17 protein-coding genes are annotated in these 20,660 nt (G+C 45.2%); 15 read left to right on the forward strand and 2 right to left on the reverse strand.

The window, feature by feature from the left end:
• Positions 1-24 precede the first annotated feature (24 nt).
• The 7 genes from ACE04G_RS14830 to ACE04G_RS14860 all read left to right on the forward strand — a co-directional run bounded on the left by ACE04G_RS14830 (position 25) and on the right by ACE04G_RS14860 (position 8,262).
• Positions 25-1,989: an ABC transporter ATP-binding protein/permease gene (locus ACE04G_RS14830; protein ID WP_449004462.1), complete on the forward strand. Its 1,965-nt coding sequence runs from the start codon at positions 25-27 to the stop codon at positions 1,987-1,989.
• A 28-nt stretch (positions 1,990-2,017) separates the two neighbouring features.
• Entirely contained in the window at positions 2,018-2,686 is a 669-nt protein-coding gene (locus ACE04G_RS14835) for a response regulator transcription factor (RefSeq protein WP_449004463.1), read from the forward strand.
• A complete protein-coding gene (locus ACE04G_RS14840) occupies positions 2,683-4,032 on the forward strand; it encodes a HAMP domain-containing sensor histidine kinase (protein WP_449004464.1) in 1,350 nt (449 codons plus the stop codon). The genes ACE04G_RS14835 and ACE04G_RS14840 overlap by 4 nt, the downstream gene beginning before the upstream one ends.
• A gap of 214 nt (positions 4,033-4,246) precedes the next feature.
• Complete coding sequence (locus ACE04G_RS14845; protein ID WP_221819596.1) at positions 4,247-6,082, forward strand: UbiD family decarboxylase; 1,836 nt, start codon at positions 4,247-4,249, stop codon at positions 6,080-6,082.
• 283 nt (positions 6,083-6,365) lie between these two features.
• Positions 6,366-7,451 (forward strand): HD-GYP domain-containing protein, encoded by a 1,086-nt coding sequence (locus tag ACE04G_RS14850; protein WP_076214705.1) that lies wholly within the window; start codon positions 6,366-6,368, stop codon positions 7,449-7,451.
• A gap of 161 nt (positions 7,452-7,612) precedes the next feature.
• Positions 7,613-8,068 carry an SRPBCC family protein gene (locus tag ACE04G_RS14855; protein ID WP_449004465.1) on the forward strand — a complete coding sequence of 152 codons (456 nt, stop codon included), beginning with the start codon at positions 7,613-7,615 and terminating at the stop codon, positions 8,066-8,068.
• A 32-nt stretch (positions 8,069-8,100) separates the two neighbouring features.
• On the forward strand, positions 8,101-8,262 hold the full coding sequence (locus ACE04G_RS14860) for a hypothetical protein (RefSeq protein ID WP_155985038.1): 162 nt from the start codon (positions 8,101-8,103) through the stop codon (positions 8,260-8,262).
• Between the two features lies 1 nt (position 8,263).
• Here ACE04G_RS14860 and ACE04G_RS14865 read toward each other — a convergent pair whose 3' ends face one another.
• Positions 8,264-9,484: an MFS transporter gene (locus ACE04G_RS14865; protein WP_449004466.1), complete on the reverse strand. Its 1,221-nt coding sequence runs from the start codon at positions 9,482-9,484 to the stop codon at positions 8,264-8,266.
• Between the two features lie 286 nt (positions 9,485-9,770).
• Between ACE04G_RS14865 and ACE04G_RS14870 the strand changes: the two genes are divergently transcribed.
• Both ACE04G_RS14870 and ACE04G_RS14875 read left to right on the forward strand, forming a co-directional pair.
• Positions 9,771-10,352: a TetR/AcrR family transcriptional regulator gene (locus tag ACE04G_RS14870; protein ID WP_017688803.1), complete on the forward strand. Its 582-nt coding sequence runs from the start codon at positions 9,771-9,773 to the stop codon at positions 10,350-10,352.
• Positions 10,353-10,432: 80 nt separating this feature from the next.
• Complete coding sequence (locus ACE04G_RS14875) at positions 10,433-11,401, forward strand: D-2-hydroxyacid dehydrogenase family protein (protein WP_221819592.1); 969 nt, start codon at positions 10,433-10,435, stop codon at positions 11,399-11,401.
• Between the two features lie 180 nt (positions 11,402-11,581).
• Here the strand turns inward: ACE04G_RS14875 and ACE04G_RS14880 are convergent, their stop codons facing one another.
• Positions 11,582-12,619 (reverse strand): LacI family DNA-binding transcriptional regulator, encoded by a 1,038-nt coding sequence (locus ACE04G_RS14880; RefSeq protein ID WP_017688801.1) that lies wholly within the window; start codon positions 12,617-12,619, stop codon positions 11,582-11,584.
• Between the two features lie 387 nt (positions 12,620-13,006).
• Between ACE04G_RS14880 and ACE04G_RS14885 the strand changes: the two genes are divergently transcribed.
• The 6 genes from ACE04G_RS14885 to ACE04G_RS14910 all read left to right on the forward strand — a co-directional run bounded on the left by ACE04G_RS14885 (position 13,007) and on the right by ACE04G_RS14910 (position 20,450).
• On the forward strand, positions 13,007-14,056 hold the full coding sequence (locus tag ACE04G_RS14885) for a 2,3-butanediol dehydrogenase (protein WP_221819591.1): 1,050 nt from the start codon (positions 13,007-13,009) through the stop codon (positions 14,054-14,056).
• A gap of 181 nt (positions 14,057-14,237) precedes the next feature.
• Positions 14,238-15,551, forward strand: coding sequence for a hypothetical protein (locus tag ACE04G_RS14890; protein WP_221819590.1), 1,314 nt, complete (start codon positions 14,238-14,240; stop codon positions 15,549-15,551).
• Positions 15,552-15,882: 331 nt separating this feature from the next.
• Positions 15,883-16,986: an NADH:flavin oxidoreductase gene (locus ACE04G_RS14895; RefSeq protein WP_221819589.1), complete on the forward strand. Its 1,104-nt coding sequence runs from the start codon at positions 15,883-15,885 to the stop codon at positions 16,984-16,986.
• 397 nt (positions 16,987-17,383) lie between these two features.
• A complete protein-coding gene (gene nagZ / locus ACE04G_RS14900) occupies positions 17,384-18,724 on the forward strand; it encodes a beta-N-acetylhexosaminidase (protein WP_260632641.1) in 1,341 nt (446 codons plus the stop codon).
• 41 nt (positions 18,725-18,765) lie between these two features.
• Positions 18,766-19,470, forward strand: coding sequence for a response regulator transcription factor (locus tag ACE04G_RS14905; RefSeq protein ID WP_221819588.1), 705 nt, complete (start codon positions 18,766-18,768; stop codon positions 19,468-19,470).
• Positions 19,467-20,450, forward strand: coding sequence for a sensor histidine kinase (locus ACE04G_RS14910; protein WP_221819587.1), 984 nt, complete (start codon positions 19,467-19,469; stop codon positions 20,448-20,450). Before ACE04G_RS14905 ends, ACE04G_RS14910 begins: the two co-directional genes overlap by 4 nt.
• Positions 20,451-20,660: the final 210 nt, after the last annotated feature.

A 20,660-nucleotide genomic window follows, 5' to 3' on the forward strand; every position in this document is an offset into this window, starting at 1 on the left:
TGATCAGGAGAGGAAGAGATCCATATGAAAATACTAGAAGTTAAAAATGTGAAGAAATCATACACCTTATATGGAAAAGAAAAAGTTCCCGTACTTCACGGTTTGAATCTGAGTTTTGAGACAGGGGAATTTGTCTCCATCCTTGGCGAATCTGGCTGCGGTAAGTCGACACTAATGAATATCATTGGTGGCATGGACTCCGACTATGAAGGGGACGTCGTTGTTCGTGGCAAGAACTTGAGTGCCATGACAGAGAAGGAAATGGATGATTATCGTAAGAACAATATCGGCTTTGTCTTTCAAAATTTCAATCTGATCCCGCATCTGTCTGTCCTCGAAAATGTAACGATTGCAATGCAAATGACGGATACCAATGAGAAGGATCGCAACCAACGTGCTGTTGATATATTGACAGAGGTGGGACTGAAGGATCATCTGAACAAACGTCCCAACCAGTTATCTGGCGGTCAGAAGCAACGGGTTTCCATAGCACGGGCATTATCCAACAATCCGGACATTATTCTTGCAGATGAACCGACGGGTGCTCTGGATAGGGAAAACGGAGATCAAATTCTCGCTCTGCTGGACAGTATAGCCAAAAAGGGAATGCTGGTGATTGCCGTAACTCACTCGCAGAAAGTTGCTGACTCCGGTACACGTATTGTGAAGGTTGAAGAGGGGCGCATTAGTGACGATATTCACCTGAAAGATCCTTCTACGACTGTTTACGAGAGTGGTAAGGATTCTTCCCGGAGCCTGAGCTTGCTTGCTTCATTCAAGATGGCACTTAAAAATATGAAACTCAACGGCAAGCGTAATGTACTGGTCGCTTTGGGTGGATCTATAGGTATATTAAGTGTACTCCTGATGCTCTCCTTGGGGAACGGGATAACAACGTATATGAATGACGAAATCAATTCAAGTATGGACCCTTTGCTCGTGGATATAACAAAGCCGAGTGAAGAAGCCAAGGATATGCAAGGTCCTGAGGCCTTGATGGCACCAGGTGAACCGTTCACCGAAGCTGATGTTGAGACGATTCGCAATTTTCCTAATGTGGATCATGTAGAAACAATTACAACTATTACAGGCAAATCCACGATGGTGAATGAAAAACAAAGTGTAGGACTTACACAGTTAACAACGTTAACGGATTCTTTTGATCCAGCATTGATGACAACAGGGGTCCTTCCTGTAGAAAATGAGATGTTGTTACCTCTCGATACGGCGAAACAATTAAGCGGAAATGACCAAGCTGAATCCATGATCGGCAAGTCCGTGTTTCTATATATCAATGAGATGGATGGCAATAATAAACCAGTGACTTTGGAGAAAGAAGTAACGATCTCAGGGATCTACGAAGCGGCAGATCCGCGATCTCCAATGCAACAATCCCCAGGATACATTTCATCAGAAACGCTGGAGCAAATGTATACAGACAAAGGAATAACGATCGGGCCGATTCAGGTAAACGCCTATGCAACCGATATGAAATATGTAAATGATATCAATGAAGCTGCTGTAGACGCTGGCTTCGCAGGCTCTCAAATGGCCAAGGTCATGGAGAATATCACGACATATGTAAGTATGGCTTCCATTGTACTCGCGGGTATTGCAGGTATTTCATTGATCGTATCCGGTATTATGATACTGGTAGTACTCTATATCAGTGTCGTGGAACGGACAAAGGAGATCGGCATTCTTCGGGCGATTGGAGCAAGAAAGAAAGATATCAAGCGAATATTCTTCTCCGAATCTGCCTTATTAGGCGTATTTAGTGGTATTATTGCGGTAATCTTTGCAGTGATCATCAGTTATGTATTAAACATTCTTTTGGACAATGCGTTTGGAGCCAAACTCATTAATCTCTCGGGATATTATATCTTGTTTGGTATCGTGGTAAGTACAGCGATTAGTATTGTTGCGGGTTTGATGCCATCATCAAAAGCGGCGAAGCTGGACCCGATGGAATCCTTACGATACGAATAAAACCAATTGCGGAAAGGATAATGGCTACATGAACACAATTCTGGTGGTGGACGATGATTCCCATATCCGCAAATTAATCCGAATCTATCTTGAAAAGAATCAATTCTCCGTGCTGGAAGCACCAGACGGTCAAGAGGCGTTAGATATCCTCTCGCATACGAAAGTGGATCTGGCGATTGTGGATGTGATGATGCCGCGAATAGACGGTATTGAACTGACGGAAGATATTCGGTCTTATCTGGATATCCCAATTCTGATGGTGACTGCCAAGGGAGAATCCAAGGACAAAGTCAGAGGATTTAATGCCGGGTCAGACGATTACCTGGTTAAACCGTTTGATCCTGTGGAATTAATCTTGCGTGTAAAATCATTACTGAAACGATATAACAAAAGTTCATCAAACATGATTCAGATCAGCGGCGTAACGATTGATTTGGGCAATCTGATGGTTGTTGCGGATGGACAAACTATCGAATTGAAAAAGAAGGAATGTGAATTGTTATTTTCTCTGGCGAGTTCGCCAGGGAAAATATTCACACGTACACAGCTTATAGATGACATATGGGGCATCGATTACGAAGGAGATGAACGTACGGTTGATGTACATATCAAACGGTTAAGGGAACGTCTTGAGCATGTTCCAGAGTTGGTGATCTCAACGATAAGAGGACTTGGTTATCGGATGGAGCGGGCATGAAAATGTTTAGGAAGAGCCTGCGACTTCGCATCGTAGCTACGTTTATCGGGATTGTTCTGGTTAGTTTAATTCTTTCCTTTATGATAAATAACGGGTCCCAGGAAAAGACACCGAATCGTTTTATGGTTACTTTTGCTGAAGACCTCGCTACACTGATTAACCTGATCGATGATCCGGAAAAAGTGAAATCAAGCTTGGATATTTTTGCTCGCTACGGCTTGAATATCACTCCCGTGAATGAACAAAGTGAAGTGTTATCTTCCTTGCCAGAGGACAAAGTTCATTCGTTATTTGATTCGGGTACAACGGATGCCATTTTTCTGTCCAGTAAAGATGGAGTCGCGACGATAGGTGTTCCTGGAACAAAAGAGGGGATTGGCACATTTCTGATTCAAAGTGATTTCTCCTCTCTTTTTCATACACTGAGAAACACGCTCTTAACCTCACTGTTAACGGTTCTGGTCATTGGCAGCTTATTAATCCTGTTCATGTCCGGGTATATTGTGAAACCGATTAAGAGATTAACGGTTGCGGCGAAGGAGATGTCATCAGGTGACCTGTCGGTCCGCCTGAAACACAATAATAAGGATGAGTTTGGGGAACTGATGGAGAGTTTTAATCATATGGCCAGTGAGTTGCAAAAAATCGATTCGGTTCGTGATGACTTTGTCAGCAACGTCTCTCATGAAATGCAGTCTCCGCTCACATCAATTAGAGGATTCACCAGAGCACTACAAGATGGTGTTATTCCATTAGAAGAGCAGAAAGAGCATCTGGATATTATCTATGAGGAAACGCTGCGCTTATCGAGGCTCAGTGATAATCTGCTTCGGCTAGCCTCGCTGGATTCGGAGCATCATCCGGTTCATTTCACCACGTTCCAGGTAGATGAACAATTAAGAAGGGCGATCTTACTGGCAGAGCCGCAGTGGGCTCAGAAGGACATACAGATCGAACTGGACTTGTTGCCCTGCGAGATCACAGTGGACAAAGATTTGTTTGATCAGGTCTGGCAGAATTTAATAAACAATGCGATCAAATACACAGGTCCTAAAGGTACCATTCATGTCGAAATTGAGACGTCATCTTCACATGTGAAGATATTGATTAGAGATTCAGGACAAGGTATACCTGAGGACGCCCTTCCGTATATCTTTGATCGATTCTACATGGTGGACAAAGCACGGAGCAGCTCGCTTCGAGGGAATGGATTAGGGTTGTCCATTGTGATTAAAATATTGAAATTACATCAATGTACAATTGATGTAGAGAGCGAAGTAGGAAAAGGAACGCAGTTTATTGTCACGATTCCCAGATCGACCATTACACCTACACCTACACCTTAAGGCAAGCCAGAACAGAGAGAGCAATATTGGAAACAATCGGTCCCTGTGCGTTCAGGATTCAGATTGCTGCCATATTGCTTTTTTTGATATCTGTATTCGCGACAAAATTTCACATATAGTTTTGTTTAGCAGAGGATCATTTGTTAAAATAGAAGAGACGTTATGTGAATCTATGAACTTAATCAATTTATCATACACAGAATGGAGCCATCCAATGAAATATCGCAACATGGAAGATTGTATTAACGATCTGGAGCAGCACGGTCATTTGATTCGGGTCAAAGAAGAGGTTGATCCTCATCTGGAGATGGCAGCGATCCATATGAAAGTGCACGAGGCTAAAGGCCCGGCATTGTTATTCGAAAATGTAAAAGGCTCAAAGTTCCAGGCCGTATCGAATCTGTTCGGCACGGTGGAACGAAGCAAGTTCATGTTCCGGGGTACGCTGGAAGGCGTACAACGGGTCATGGCTGTTCGTGACGATCCCATGAAGGCGCTTAAGACGCCATTTCAGCATGTCCAAACAGGTCTAGCTGCGTGGCAAGCGCTGCCAAAACAGAAATCTATCAGCCTACCCGTGTCGGCGCAAGAGATTCAAATCTCGGACTTGCCGCTCATCAAACACTGGCCTATGGACGGTGGGGCATTTGTGACGCTACCACAGGTTTATTCGGAAGATCCGGACAAACCAGGCATCATGAATTCAAACTTGGGGATGTACCGGGTTCAACTGGATGGCAATGATTTTGAAATGAACAAGGAAATTGGATTACACTATCAGATTCATCGCGGAATCGGTATACATCAAGCCAAAGCGGTCAAAAAGGGAGAACCACTGAAAGTTAGTATTTTCATTGGGGGTCCACCTGCACATACACTTTCAGCAGTTATGCCTTTGCCTGAAGGACTTAGTGAGATGACATTTGCCGGTCTGCTCGCTGGACGTCGCTTCCGGTACAGTTACAAGGACGGATATTGTATCAGTAATGATGCTGATTTTGTCATCACGGGTGATATCTATCCAGGCGAGACAAAACCCGAAGGTCCGTTCGGGGATCATCTGGGTTATTACAGTCTGACACATGAATTCCCGTTAATGCGTGTGCATAAAGTCTATGCCAAACCGAATGCCATCTGGCCGTTTACGGTTGTTGGTCGTCCGCCGCAAGAGGATACGGCGTTTGGTGATTTGATTCATGAGATTACGGGAGACGCGATTAAACAGGAGATTCCTGGTGTCAAAGAAGTGCATGCGGTCGATGCGGCAGGGGTCCATCCATTACTGTTTGCAATCGGCAGTGAACGTTACACGCCGTATCAGGCGGTGAAGCAGCCGACAGAGTTGCTTACGATTGCCAATCGTATTTTGGGTACGGGTCAGCTCAGTCTGGCGAAGTACCTGTTTATTACCGCTGAGGATCAGCAACCTTTGGATACCCACAAGGAAGTTGAATTCCTGACCTATATCTTGGAACGTATGGATATGCAGCGGGATATTCATTTCCATACCCATACAACGATTGATACACTCGATTATTCGGGTACAGGACTGAACAGCGGCAGCAAGGTCGTTTTTGCAGCATATGGCGACAAGGTTCGAGAGTTGTGCACGGAGGTTCCGGAGTCTTTGAAAAACATTCGTGGTTATGAGAATCCACAGCTCATCATGCCGGGTATCGTTTCGATCCAGACATCGGCCTTTACGAGTTATGCGGATACAGCACAGGAGATGCAAGCATTCACGTCTCTATTGAAAGAACAGGGAGGTCTGAACTCGTGTCCAATGATCATTCTATGTGACGACAGTTCGTTCCTGAGTGCTAACCTCAGCAACTTCTTATGGGCAACCTTTACTCGCAGCAACCCTTCACATGACATGTACGGGGTTAATAGCGGATATGACCACAAGCATTGGGGCTGTGATCAGGTGATTATTGATGCACGCACCAAACCTCACCAGGCACCGCCGCTGATTCCTGATCCTTCGGTGGAGAAGAGCATTGAACGTTTATTTGTAAAAGGTGCTAGTCTGGGTTCGATCAAAATCTAATTTGAGATGTCTTGAAGAAGTTCAAACGGAGCGTTTGAACTTCTTTGGCTTACTCTGATACGGCGATGAAGCACAAAAGTGTGTAAAAGTTTAAAACCGGGACTAATTTGGATGTTGGAGTGAGGATAAAGTCTTAGGTGTTCGTATTTACCATTGTGATTAAGGTCGTTTGAACTATGTATGAAATGAAGAATTATAACGATATAAAGAAGTATAGGTATTTTTGTGGCCCCGTTCCGTTGGGTGCTGTTACTATAATGAATTGTTCAGGGGGAATACCGATTTGAGAATCCATATTATGAACCTGCAAGACGGAGACCGTCTAACTGCAGATACATTCAGCGATGCAGGATTACACGTTCTCGGGAAGGGAACTGTGATCAAAGGTGAGGATATCACCTTGCTTATGCAGCACCGTGTAGATTATGTAGATATTGAATCACGCGAAGAAGAAATCACTGAAGCAGAATTTTTTGCTGCAGCGGCAAAACATGCTTCCGGGATAACTACGAAGGAAGAACCGCCTGAAGAAGAGCTGAAGTCCCAATTTATTCAGACTGTACATAATTATCAAAATGCTTTTCTCGAAGCTCTGACCGTTGGCAAGTTCAACGCCACCATGGTGGATGATGCACTGCAACCGATGGTTGAGGGACTGGATGAGCAGAAAGATGTCGTTCATCTCCTGATGATGCTGGAGCGGGATGACGTTAATAACTATACACATTCAATCCAGGTAGGATTGTTGTCCTTCTACCTTGCGAACTGGCTTGGATATTCTCAGAAGGAGAGTTATCAGATTAGTCGCGGTGGTTATCTGCATGACATTGGAAAGTGCAAAGTATCCCACCGGATTCGGAACAAAACAGAACCGTTGACGGTGGATGAGCAGCTTGAAATGCAGCGTCACACCATATATGGCCATGAAATTATCAAAAATTCGATGACGGATGAAGTGACAGCACTGGTTGCTCTGCAGCATCACGAGCGGGAAGATGGATCGGGTTATCCGATGCAACTGGAGAAAAGTGAAATTCATCCCTATACCCAGATTGTATCTGTAGCGGATATCTATATAGGTATGAGATCCGGGAACCACGGAGGAAGCAATCCAAATCTGATCAACAACCTTAGAGATATCTATGGAATGGGATTTGGTAAATTGAATGAAAAACCCGTTCAGGCATTGATGCAGCATTTGCTTCCTAATTTCATCGGGAAACAGGTTCTGCTCAGCAATGGAGAAAAAGGTGTGATTGTCATGAACAATACGTCCGATATTTTCAAACCACTCATCAAAGTGGAGTCTGAAGAATATCGCGATCTCTCCAAAGAGCGTACGCTTGCCATTGATGAATTGCTTATTTAATCTAAATATGATCTGTATTCCTTATTTATATTGAGAACGGGCCTCCTGTACGAAGACAGGGGACCCGTTTTTTGTTATATCATCCTAGATGTGTTGTTCGACCAAGGAAGCAAGCGTATACTTTGCAAAGACCTTATTTTTCCTGCCAAGGAGCGATCGCCATGATTGAAGTGACAACCGAGATTACGATACATGCCTCGATTGAACGGTGCTTTGACTATGCCCGGGATATTGACATACATACTCAGACCGTCTGGCAACATACGAGAGAGCGAGCAGTCGCAGGAGTAACCACAGGAAGAATTGGAGCAGGGGATACCGTTACATTTCAGGCTACTCATTTTGGTGTCAGACAGAAGCTGAAGTCCCGGATCGTGCAGTTTGAACGACCTTTACTTTTTGTGGATCAGATGGAGAAAGGGGCTTTCAAGAGCATGCGACATGAACATCATTTCAGCGTAATTGGGGATCAGATAACTTGCATGAGAGACACACTTCGATTCGAAGCTCCACTTGGATTGCTGGGATGGGCAACGGAGCGACTTGTGCTGAAGAGATACATGCAGGCATTTCTAGAGGATCGTAATCGTAAGCTCAAAGATATGCTTGAGCAGTAGCCAGAATTGAATGGATAGAGGAGAGAAGACATTTGATGGATAATGAATATTTTGTAGGTTGGGGCACACTTGCCTTGATTAATGCCGGACTGGCTCAGGGAAAAAACAGAAGTGGTCGGAACTGGTTTCTGATTTCCCTGTTATTTGGTCCGTTGGCAACTCTTTTTATTGTGGTGTGGAATAAACTGGACTAATTCAACGATCGAGATTCCGATGCATATAACAATCGATCATCCAGAATACAAGGGCTACTGCACTAACGCCAGCACCTAACCAGCATACGGCTGTCCAGCCCGCCCATGCATACACTTGGGTAGAAACGATGGAGCCAATCGCACTGCCGATGGAATAAAAGATCATATAAGCTGCCGTCAAGCGGCTCTGTGCTTCGGGGCGAACTTCGTAGATCAGGCTCTGGTTGGTAACATGTACGGCCTGCACGGCGAGATCGAGCAGGATAACACCCAGGATCAGGAACCAGAGTGAGTGATGGACATACCCGATGGGCAGCCAGGATAAGAGCAGAATGACAAGGGCGACACCGGTTGTTTTCTGCCCAAGGCCCCGGTCGGCGAGTTTACCTGCACGAGCAGCGGCCATTGCTCCAGCCGCTCCTGCAAGACCGAATGCACCTATGACCGTATGAGACAGGGACAGTGGAGGGCTACTTAGTGGCAGTACCATGGCAGTCCACAAGATGCTGAAGGCTGTAAAAATCAGCATGGCCAGCACACCTCGTACTCGTAACACACGCAACTCACGGTACAGTTGTAAGACAGAACCAAGTAATTGGATATAACTTTGTTTTACTTGCGGGGACTGCTGCCTTGGGAGAACAAAAAATAAGGCGACAATTCCGAGTAATGTAAGGCTGGCAGAGAACAGATATACCGATCTCCACCCGAGCATGTCGTTCAGCGTACCTGCAATTGTTCGTGCAAGTAAAATGCCAATGACGATTCCGCTGGTTACCTGTCCGACAATGCGGCCACGTTCGGACGGGGCTGCCAAGTGTGCAGCAAAGGCAACGAGCGTTTGCGTAATGACGGCTAATAAACCAACGACAGCCATCCCCATGAACAACAGGGAACTGGATTGCGCGGTTCCTACGAGAACCAGTGCAAGTACGGATAAGAGCATTTGAATGATGATCAGCTTGCGGCGATTTAAGAGGTCACCAAGCGGAACAAGAAGGAACAGCCCCAAGGCATAACATATTTGAGTCACTGTGATGACAATCCCTATGGATGATGGCGAGAGACTGAATTCTTGAGCGATGGAGTCCAGCAGAGGCTGAGCATAATAAATATTGGCGACCGCAAGTCCGCTGCACACGGCAAAGAGAAGAGCAACTAACCGTGACATGGCAGGACGATCCTTATTGGATAATTGTGCATCTGGAGAAGAAGTTTGCATAAGTAGTTGTCACCTTTCTATTATGTACTGATCGGTATGTTATGTTTCGGGATAACCATACTTTATTTGCGTGAATTCTGTCAACAGAGAATTGGGTGAGGGTTAAACTGAAGGTTATTTACCCAGAGAATACGACGATAAAATAACCATATGATCGCTTCTATTCCAGAATTTTCGATTCATTTATAGCTAAAAACTCCTTTCCGGTTATTAGGTTTTGACTTTGTAATAAGAGTGAGGTTAAAATATATAAACATACTGATCGATACATAAAGAGGTGAATTGTATGGTTAGACAACGGGAATTTGATACGGATAAAGCACTCGATGCAGCGATGCATACGTTTTGGGACAAAGGGTTCGAAGCGGCATCTTTAAATGATTTGACGACCGCAATGGGCATACAACGTCCCAGTCTGTATGCGGCTTTTGGAGATAAAAAGGAATTATTTGAAACAGCACTTCGCAGGTATACCACTCAGCACGCGGCTCAAGTCAGAGCCAGACTTCAACAGGGTTCCTCCGTACGGGAAGCCTTTCGTGGATTGTTTGAACATATTGGAGCAGAGGGGAGTGTGACCGAGCCTAGTCACGGCTGTTTTTGCATTAATACGATGGTTGAGCTGGCTCCACATGATCCCAAATTCGCTGTCCTTACACGGGAGCATCAGATGTACCTGGGTGTTCTTTTTAAAGAAACGATAGAACGAGGGCAACAGAGCGGGGAGCTGTCCACTGACATGAACGCGAGTGCGGTTGCACAGTCTTTGGTTGTATCCATGATTGGACTGACTGTACTGATGAAATCAGGACCGGACCGCTTGTTTGTGGAGCAGAGCATCCAGGTTACGCTGTCTTTGTTACAGTAATAGGGAATTATTCTGTTTAAAGTGATGCGGAGTTGCTACAATATATTTAAGAATGGAGCAAATATAGGAGGAGATCAGAAATGAATACGAAGTTGCGCTGTGCCGTTTTGGATGACTATCAGAACGTTGCGCTGACGTCGGCGGACTGGGGTCCGTTGATGGATCAGGTGGAGATTCAGACATTCAACAACTATATGGGCTCGGAAGATAAAGTCATACAGGAATTGCAGGATTTCGATATTGTGGTGCTGATGCGGGAGCGTACACCGTTTCCGGAGAAGGTCATTTCACAGCTTCCTAAGCTAAAACTTCTGATTACAAGTGGTATGCGCAATGCGTCGATAGATCTCAAGGCTGCAGAGAAAAACGGGATTATTGTGTGTGGAACCGAGGGAAGCTCTAATCCGCCCACGGAGCTTACATGGGCACTGATTCTGGGGCTGTCCAGACAACTGGTTACAGAAAATAATGCACTTCGCTCCAATCGAAACTGGCAGAGCACGGTCGGGTTGGATCTGCATGGGAGAACACTTGGATTGCTCGGTTTGGGCAAGATAGGCACTCGCATGGCTGAGATCGCACAAGCATTTGGCATGAATGTGATGGCCTGGAGCGAGAATCTAACACAAGAAAAAGCTGAAAAACATGGTGTGATCTGGTCCGAGACCAAGGAGCAATTGCTTGCACAGAGCGACATCGTATCCATTCATCTAGTATTGAGTGATCGTACGCGAAATCTGATCGGACAAGCCGAATTTCAACTAATGAAATCGAGTGCGCTATTAATAAATACGTCGCGAGCGGGCATTGTCGATCAGGAAGCTATGGTAGAGGCACTGCAGCGTGGTGTGATTGCTGGTGCAGGTCTGGATGTATATGAGCAGGAACCGCTACCAGTTAACCATGTGATGCGAACATTGCCCAACGTTCTGGCTACACCGCATCTAGGTTATGTGACTCGTGGCAATTATGAGATCTATTATAATCATACCGTAGAGAATATAGCGATGTTCCTGAAGGGAACGTCGATCAGGCAACTGCTTTCTTAGAATGAACGTATGCGGACGGAGTATGAATCTGCTATAGTTGTACAGAATCAACGACAAATAAGGTGCTGCCAGGAAAGAGTTAGACCTGAGCAACACCTTTTTAGTATATCTGTGTAGAAAACAAATGAAGGGACGGATGTAAAACACATCCTATCCTGCTGAGCCATCCACTCACCAAATTTAACTGTGTGGTCCTCGCTGGGAAGAATGAATCATAGCAACGCTTGATTCACGAACGATTAAGCGTGGTTCAAATTGGATGTGTTCGTAATCGGTCGTATTCATCTCCCGAATTCGTTTTAACAACAGCTCGGTAGCAAGTCTGGCGACTTCTTCGCCCATTATGGAGACGGAACTAATCTGAGGAGACGTGACGGTCGTCCATTGATTGTTATCCACACCCACAACAGCCACATCTTCAGGTACACGAACCCCTAACTCCTTGAACCGATTAACCAATCCGATGGCAACCATATCATTAATGGCATAGACCGCATCTGGCATATGCGTAAGTCCGTAGAAATAATCTGCAGCATTGGCACCTGTATTTAATGAAAAGTCCTCACCAAAGTAGACGAGAGAAATGTCCACGTGACCTACGGCTTGCTCATACGCACGAAAGCGTTCTTCAATAATGTCCTTCGGTGCTCCTGCATAAGCGATTCGAGTCCGGCCGATTTTGAACAGATGTTCCATCACCAATTTGCCTTCGGGTTGAGAAAGAGAGACGATATCTGCCTTCATGCCAGGTTCCAGTTTTTTGCCGTAATTAATCATCGAGATAGGGAGCGGCGCCTTATCAATCAGTCCGGGTAACGTTTTGGGGTACGCCAGAGGCATGAAAATCAGTCCGTCCACATGCAATTTTTTGACATTACGAATGGTTTCAAGCTCCGTTCTGGCATTGCCTGCCGTATTGATCTGCACGACATGGTACCCATGCTGCTTCGCCGTTTGTTCTACAGACCAGGAGATTTCCGGAATGATGGCGTTTCGTATGTCGGGTACAACAAGAGCGATCTGGTGCGTTTGCCGGATTTTCAGACTCTGTGCCGAGGTGTTGGGTACAAACCCCAGTTCTTCAATGGCCTGCATCACCTTATCCCGTGTTTTACTGCTGATGCCTTCTGAATTGTTGATGGCCCGGGATACGGTAGCGATGCCCACGCCGGCACGCTCTGCAACATCCTTGATCGTAAGTTTCTGTTCTTTCCTCAATGTACAGTTACCTCACTTTATCGGAAACGATTCCGAATTATTAGGAATATGTATGAACTTCACGATAGTTATATAACTTGATTATAACATTTGAACAATGAAGTATCCCATGAAAGGACCAGATTTATGGCGAGGCCTGATTAAATTTCAATGGGACTACAATAGTATTTGCCATAATATATGTTAATAACAAGGATTACATCGTTTGTAATACTGCTAAGATCACTTGAATTATAGTATAAGCATTCTTAAAGTGAACTCGATACGATCACGAAATAGACATATTAGTGGAGAAATATGTTTGACAGCGTATCTAAAATGTGACATATTTAATTTACGGAAACGTTTCCGATTATATCAAAAATTATGATCTGGGAGATGAAATGAATGAAAGCATTACGTTGGCATGGAGTCAAAGATTTACGTCTCGAAAATATTAATGAACCTCACCCTGAAGAAGGGAAGGTCAAAATAAAAGTGGAATGGTGCGGTATCTGCGGCAGTGATTTGCACGAGTACACAGCAGGTCCAATCTTCATTCCCGCTCAAGCACCGCATCCGCTAACAGGGGAACAAGCGCCTATAGTTATGGGGCATGAATTCTCAGGACAGGTGGTTGAAGTAGGGGAAGGTGTTACACGTTTCAAGGCAGGCGATCGTGTTGTGGTAGAACCCATCTATGCATGTGGACACTGCGAAGCTTGTAAACAGGGCAGATACAATCTGTGCGATCAGATGGGTTTCCTTGGACTCGCTGGAGGCGGAGGAGGATTCTCCGAGTATGTAACTGCTGCAGAAAACATGGTACATGCCATTCCAGATTCAATTTCGTATGAGCAAGGGGCGTTGGTTGAACCTTCAGCTGTAGCACTTCACGCTGTGCGTCAAAGCAAGCTGAAAGTGGGAGATACGGCAGCCGTGTTTGGTGCAGGCCCAATCGGACTACTGGTCATTGAAGCGCTTAAAGCTTCAGGAGCGTCAGATATTTATGTGGTGGAGTTATCGGATGAACGGAAAGCAAAAGCCGAAGAGCTCGGTGCTATTGTGATTGATCCAATGCAGTTTAATGTCGTGGAAGAGATCCATCAACGTACACAAGGCGGCGTTAACGTAGCCTATGAAGTAACCGGTGTTCCACGTGTTCTGCAACAAGCTATTGATTCGACATGTATTGGTGGAGAGTTGATGATCGTCAGCATTTTTGAACAGGAAGCACCGATTCACCCGAACTCTATTGTTATGAAAGAACGTACAGTTAATGGCATTATTGGTTATCGCGATGTGTTCCCGGCGGTGATCAGTCTGATGGATAAAGGTTTCTTCCCGGCTGACAAGCTGGTGACCAAACGAATTTCGTTGGATGAAGTAGTAGAGCATGGATTTGAAGCACTGTTGAAAGAGAAAAATCAGGTTAAGATTTTGGTGAAAGCTGAATAGAAATCACAGATAGTATGAACAAGTAGACAGCACATCAACAGATGTGATTGTCTACTTTTTTTGTATAAATAGGGCGGAATTTGTTGCATGTACGGGTCGAATTACATAGTATAAAAAGATACAATTTGTATCATCTTGGTGTGAAGGTAATAATGATGAAAAAATGAAGGAGGAAGCGGACATGCAGAGACATACAAAATGGACAGCCGTAATTTTGACCATTGTCGCAGGAATGAGCTGGATGCTTATGGGGAACTCCAAGCCGAAAAATACCACGTCAACGAGTCAACCCCCTGCGACGGAACGTGGGCTTGCCAAGGTGTCGAATGCACCGATCAGTTCAGCGGATGTAACATCGAAGATCGAACTGCTAGGCAGACCTTTTACCAAAACACCATATGCTAATAACGTTTGGGACATGCAACTGTACAACGGCAAGATATATTTGGGCCACGGAAATAGCAGCAATCTGGGCGTAGCTCCTAATTCAGGCCCTATTCCAGTTATTTATTATGATACAGCGAATGCAAAATTCAAGACCCAGTCGGTGACGAACAGCAACCCGGGCATCTTGCCATCAACGAAGATGTATGTGGATGAGGAACAGATTGATATCTACAGAGTACTAAACGACAAGTTATATATTCCTGGCAATGATTCTGATAGTGAAAAGTGGGAACTGGGTAACTTCTATCGTCTGGATGGAGAGGTGTGGACCAAATATCGCAATCTGCCGCTGGGTGTACACGTATACGATCTGGCATCGTATCAGGGCAAGATGTTTGCCGCGTTGGGGACAGATTCCAAACCAACGATATTAATCTCTCATAATGAAGGTGAAACTTGGCAGAAATATGCGACCATTAATACGTTTGGTTTCCGGGCTTATACCATGTTCCATCTTAATGGCAAGTTATATGCATCTGGCATGATGTATCCTGCCAATAAAATATGGAATGACAGAACCAATATTCTGGAGATTAACGAAAAGCTTGAGAAACGGGATGTTGTCATCTATGGTAGCAAAATGCTGCCTGGACTAAGCTATCAAACGGGCACAATTCCTTATAATAAAATAGGCAAAAATGTTAACTTTAACAACAAGTTGCTCTATATAGCGGGAGGCGTGTTCAATGATGGGCAGCTGCTGCCCAAATCTTTGAATGTCATGACCGACATCAATCAGGCAAGGCGAGTTAATTTCCCGGATGCCAAGGCGCTCCCAACCGATGTGCTGTTGCGTGATGGCAAGGTGTATGTGCTTACGTACACTCGCCAAAGTGCCAATCTGTATATCAATCGGGTCTACCAATCCACGGATCTGACCACATGGAATGAGATTTTACGTTTTAACCAGGACACCTATGCCAAGTCTTTCGAAGAGAACGAGGGTGACTTCTACTTTGGTCTGGGTACTGATCCGGATGTGTTATCGACTTCATCAGGGAAATTGCTTCGAGTGAACCGGAGTGATATCCCCGTGAATGCTAATTAAATTGGAAGGAAGATTATGGATTATATACTATGCTACATCCACATTATTGGTGACGGGGAAATACTTTAAGATGTAGTAGAGTATATGTCAGACTGCTTCCGTAGTGTGATCAAACAGAGGCTGCCGTAAGGTAGCTTTCTTTTTTTCTATAAGATTACTTTGAACGCCCAACTTCGAAAATTTGTAAATAAAATTAAGAAACTATAAAATGGATAGAGAAATAATCCTAAACCAGTCAACTGGATTACACGTGTTAAAATATACAAAAGCATGTCGCATTTCATGTGGATGCGGAGTTCCATACTTCCAATTGCAAAGGAGCAATGTACTTATGAACGTACCTTCAGCTTTATTCAAACCTTTCACCTCGGACAAGCTAACATTGTCTAATCGAATCGTTATGGCACCCATGACTCGCGGATTCTCACCAGAGGGCGTACCTGGACCAGAAGTTGCTGAATACTATCGTCGCAGAGCAGCAGGTGGAGTGGGACTCATCATAACAGAAGGTACAGGCATTAATCATCCATCTTCGGTTAGTGGAGCGAGTATTCCATTATTCCATGGAGAAGATTCGTTGCAAGGATGGGCTAATGTTGTGAAAGCAGTACATGAAGCGGGTGGCAAAATCATGCCACAATTGTGGCATGTGGGTACAGCACGTCGTTCCGGTGACTTGCCTAACGCAGAAGCTGAGCCTGTAAGTCCGTCAGGGGTTAGCATGGCAGGTGAACCATCACGTGAACCATTAACGGAAGAGGAGATTCAAGGTCTTGTACAGGCATTTGCCCAAGCGGCAGCGGATGCACAGCGAATCGGGTTTGACGGCATTGAACTGCACGGAGCCCATGGATACCTGATTGACCAATTCTTCTGGGAGCAGACGAATCGACGGACCGACAATTATGGTGGTGATTTGGTACGTCGAACCCAATTTGCGGTTGAAGTGATTGAAGCTTGTCGTGCGGCGGTTGGTCCTGATTTCCCAATTGTGCTCCGGTTCTCCCAATGGAAGATGGGGAATTATGAGGCACGTCTGGTGGAGACGCCAGAACAATTGGAGCAATTCCTGGCCCCACTCAGTGCTGCTGGCGTAGATATATTCCATTGCTCTACACGCCGGTTCTGGTTGTCTGAATTCGAAGGATCTGAGCTGAACCTTGCGGGTTGGACGCAGAAAATCACTGGCAAACCAGCCATTTCGGTTGGATCGGTAGGACTTGAAGCTGAATTTGTAGACAGAGCAACCGAGAACCAGGGAACAGGGGATGCCCACTTGGATCTATTAAATGAGAAGCTGGAGAACAATGAATTTGACCTGATCGCCTTGGGTCGTGTTCTGCTTAGTGATTCCGAATGGCCTGCCAAAGTTCGTGAAGGTCGCATATCCGAAATCATTCCATTTACAACGGAAGTGTTGCAAACACTCCATTAATAGAAGCCTAAGAACGTTTGGTGCAAGGTGAATCAACGTTAAACAGCAACAATTTACAACGAAATTAAAACAAGAACGAACAAATAGGCCGCCTTTGGGCGGCTTTTTGATCTGCCTATACTAATAATTTCAACATATGAAAAATTCACAATAGAAAATCATTTCCTGCACCGTTAATCCTTTTTATTCTCCACATACATCCCACACGCGCCTAGTCACAACACCATTAAGTTCCACATCTCAGGTTCTATAGCAACCATTTTTTTTGCTGCATATATGTCAGCACAACGATTCAATCCTCAGAAGCGCTCATTTTGAAAATCATTCACCTTGTGATAAGGTTAGGCCTGAACCTTTAGATTACCAAGACGACATTACATAAGGAGGATGAATATCCTTGCACAACTATAGGTACAACTCGAACAATAAACGAAGAATACCACTGCAGGTGCTGTGTCTGCTGCTGGGAATCGTTCTGCTTTTATCGGCATGTGGCCAGGCACAGAAACCTTCCTCCGCAACGGACTCAAATACTGGCTCCAACGCTGGCTCCAACTCAGGGCAATCTTCCTCATCGCCGGAGCAGAATACCGTTCCACCGCAGGAAGAAGTGCAAGAGGAACCGCAAGAAGAAGTCGATCCGGTGCAGGAGCAACTCAGTTCATTAACGTTAGAAGAGAAGATTGGACAGATGATACTGGCCGGTGTTCAAGGGACAACGTTGGATAATCAAACCAAACAGATGATTACGGATCAAAAGGTAGGGGGCATTATTTTCTATGCCAACAATGTATCGACACTTGAGGGAACAGCCAAGTTTGTACAATCCATCAAGGAAGTAAATCAGTCCAACCCGGTACCGATCTTCATGAGCGTAGATCAGGAGGGCGGCAAAGTCAGTCGAATGCCGGACACGGTGGAATCCATTCCTTCCAGTAGAAAAGTAGGCGAGACGAAAGATAATGCGCTTGCTGAAACGATGGGCGAATTGCTGGCCAGACAAGTTCAGCTTGCGGGGTTTAATGTGGACTTTGCTCCTGTGCTGGATGTGAATAGTAACCCGAAGAACCCGGTGATTGGAGATCGTTCATTCGGCAGCTCGGCAGAACTGGTGTCACGTATGGGGATTGCAGAGATGAAGGGACTACGTAGTGAAGGCATTATTCCGGTAGTGAAACATTTTCCGGGTCATGGTGATACGTCTGTGGATTCCCATCTTGATCTTCCTGTCGTGAATAAAACGGAAAAACAACTGGCCAAGCTTGAATGGATTCCATTCCAGGCCGCAGTGAAGGAGCAGGTAGAGGCGGTCATGGTTGCACACATTTTGTTCCCGAAGCTGGACCCGGATCATCCAGCCTCCTTATCGGATGTCATTATTGGTGAACATCTGCGTGGAAAGTTCAATTATGACGGTGTAGTCATCACAGATGACCTGAGTATGGGTGCAATCGCGAAGAACTACAAGCTGGATGAAGCTGCCTTGGCAACTGTTAAAGCAGGAAGTGACATTCTGTTGGTCGCTCACAGTTATGAGAGTGCCAAGACGATTTTTGATACGCTAATAAGTGCAGTGAAGTCAGGCAAAATCACCGAGTCCCGAATTGATGAAAGTGTATATCGTATCCTGGCATTGAAGCAACAATACAAGTTATCTGATGATCAGAAAGCTTCCGGAGACCTGAAGCAATTGAATGCAGATATTGTGGATTGGCGTAAGCAAATCGATGCTAGATAATAAATCCTGTGTTATGATTTTGCCAGAGGTGAGATCCAATAATGTATACCATTATGATAATAGAAGACGATCCCAAGATTGCGGGATTATTGAAATCTCATATTGAGCGTTATGGAGACCGGGCCGTTCTGGTCGAGGATTTTGAGATGATTGTGCAACAGTTTGAGCAGGTACAGCCACATGTGGTACTTCTGGATATCAACTTGCCCAGTTACGATGGTTTCTATTGGTGCCGCCAGATTCGTACGCTTTCCACATGCCCCATTTTGTTTATCTCCGCGCGGAGTGGGAAGATGGATCAGGTCATGGCACTGGAGAACGGGGCGGATGATTATATCACGAAGCCATTTGAGCATGAGATTGTGATAGCGAAAATTCGCAGTCAGCTGCGCCGGGTATATGGGGACTATGCTGCACGTGATGAAGAACGCAAGGTGGAACTGGACGGCTTGGTCGTGTACTTGGAAAGACTGGAGATTCAGCTTGGTGATCGCAAAGTACAGCTGACAAAGAAGGAAACGATTCTGCTGGAAACGTTGCTGCGCCGCAGTCCCAAGCTGGTGAGCAGAGAGACTATCTTGGAGAAGCTGTGGGATGACTCGTTTGTGGATGACAACACACTCAGCGTTAACGTTACTCGGGTGCGTAAACGATTAGCCGAACTTGGTATTACGGATGCACTTGAAACGGTCAGAGGTTCGGGTTACCGATTGAACAATACCTGGAAGGCCTCTTCATCATCATGAGATTGTTTTTACGAGAACATCTCGCTTTAACGTGCTGGGTTGTTGCCATCTTGTTCACCGTTGTTGCAGTGTTCTGGTATGACGGTTACAACGATTGGGTCACGGCTGCTTATGCCGTAGCGTTGGGATTATTTTTATACATCGGATATTTGGTGTATCGTTATTATTCACATCGCTCCTTTTATACCCGGATGTCACGATCGATGGATTCGCTGAAGGAATTTGTACCATTGAACGAAACAAGTCCTTTATCACTGGCGCTGGAAAAGCTGCTGGATTCTCAATACGGACAGTACCATGCTCATCTTCATCGGCTGGAACAACGGCAGCAAGAATATCTGACATTCATGAACCAGTGGGTCCATCAGATGAAGACACCGTTATCCGTCATTGAGTTGACCGTGGAAGGCCAGGAAGATGACGATCCTCGGTTCATAAGCATTCGGGAGGAAGCGGACCAGATGAGGCGAGGTTTGGAGACTGTGCTGTATGTGGCCCGGTTGGATACCTTCGAGCAAGATTTCAGTGTGGAACCTGTGATACTGAAGACCGCTGGGGGAGAAGCGATCCATGAACTCAAGCGATTCTTTATTCGCAATCACGTCTATCCAGAGATGCATATAGAACCTTCGTTGGTTGTACAATCCGATGCCAAGTGGATTCGGTTTGTCCTGGTACAGTTACTGTCGAACGCAATCAAGTACTCCGCGGGCAACGGGCAGAAGATCTATGTGCGTGCATATGAAGCGGAACGCTCTATCATGTTGGAAGTGCAGGATCAGGGCATCGGGATTCCGAAGTCTGATCTAAACCGGGTATTCCAACCTTTCTTCACCGGGGAGAACGGGCGGCATTTCAAAGAGTCCACAGGCATGGGGCTGTATATTGCCAAAGAAGTGTTAACACGGATGAATCATCGGATTGATCTTGAATCTGTGTACCGCGAAGGAACGACTGTCCGAATTACATTCAACTCTTGAAGTGACAGGTTGAAGATAAGATGGGGACGTAAGGTGTGTGTATTATTAAAGAAGTATGAGTGGAGTATGAATTACAGTGTAAGTGTAAGGTGTAAGTATAGACGTCTATTGCCTGATCGAGGCGAAGGCGTCTTTTTGATTTTCATGATGCAACCTTACAACATTGTCATGTTGATGAAAGGTTAAACCATAGGAGAATGGCCGAAACTT

It is taken from the genome of Paenibacillus sp. AGC31 (genome assembly GCF_057334655.1).

Coding starts and splice junctions, on each gene's coding strand:
- ACE04G_RS14830 (WP_449004462.1), top strand. CDS start 25: ATGAAAATACTAGAAGTTAAAAATGTGAAGAAATCATACACCTTATAT.
- ACE04G_RS14835 (WP_449004463.1), top strand. CDS start 2,018: ATGAACACAATTCTGGTGGTGGACGATGATTCCCATATCCGCAAATTA.
- ACE04G_RS14840 (WP_449004464.1), top strand. CDS start 2,683: ATGAAAATGTTTAGGAAGAGCCTGCGACTTCGCATCGTAGCTACGTTT.
- ACE04G_RS14845 (WP_221819596.1), top strand. CDS start 4,247: ATGAAATATCGCAACATGGAAGATTGTATTAACGATCTGGAGCAGCAC.
- ACE04G_RS14855 (WP_449004465.1), top strand. CDS start 7,613: ATGATTGAAGTGACAACCGAGATTACGATACATGCCTCGATTGAACGG.
- ACE04G_RS14865 (WP_449004466.1), bottom strand. CDS start 9,484: ATGCAAACTTCTTCTCCAGATGCACAATTATCCAATAAGGATCGTCCT.
- ACE04G_RS14870 (WP_017688803.1), top strand. CDS start 9,771: ATGGTTAGACAACGGGAATTTGATACGGATAAAGCACTCGATGCAGCG.
- ACE04G_RS14875 (WP_221819592.1), top strand. CDS start 10,433: ATGAATACGAAGTTGCGCTGTGCCGTTTTGGATGACTATCAGAACGTT.
- ACE04G_RS14885 (WP_221819591.1), top strand. CDS start 13,007: ATGAAAGCATTACGTTGGCATGGAGTCAAAGATTTACGTCTCGAAAAT.
- ACE04G_RS14890 (WP_221819590.1), top strand. CDS start 14,238: ATGCAGAGACATACAAAATGGACAGCCGTAATTTTGACCATTGTCGCA.
- ACE04G_RS14895 (WP_221819589.1), top strand. CDS start 15,883: ATGAACGTACCTTCAGCTTTATTCAAACCTTTCACCTCGGACAAGCTA.
- ACE04G_RS14905 (WP_221819588.1), top strand. CDS start 18,766: ATGTATACCATTATGATAATAGAAGACGATCCCAAGATTGCGGGATTA.
- ACE04G_RS14910 (WP_221819587.1), top strand. CDS start 19,467: ATGAGATTGTTTTTACGAGAACATCTCGCTTTAACGTGCTGGGTTGTT.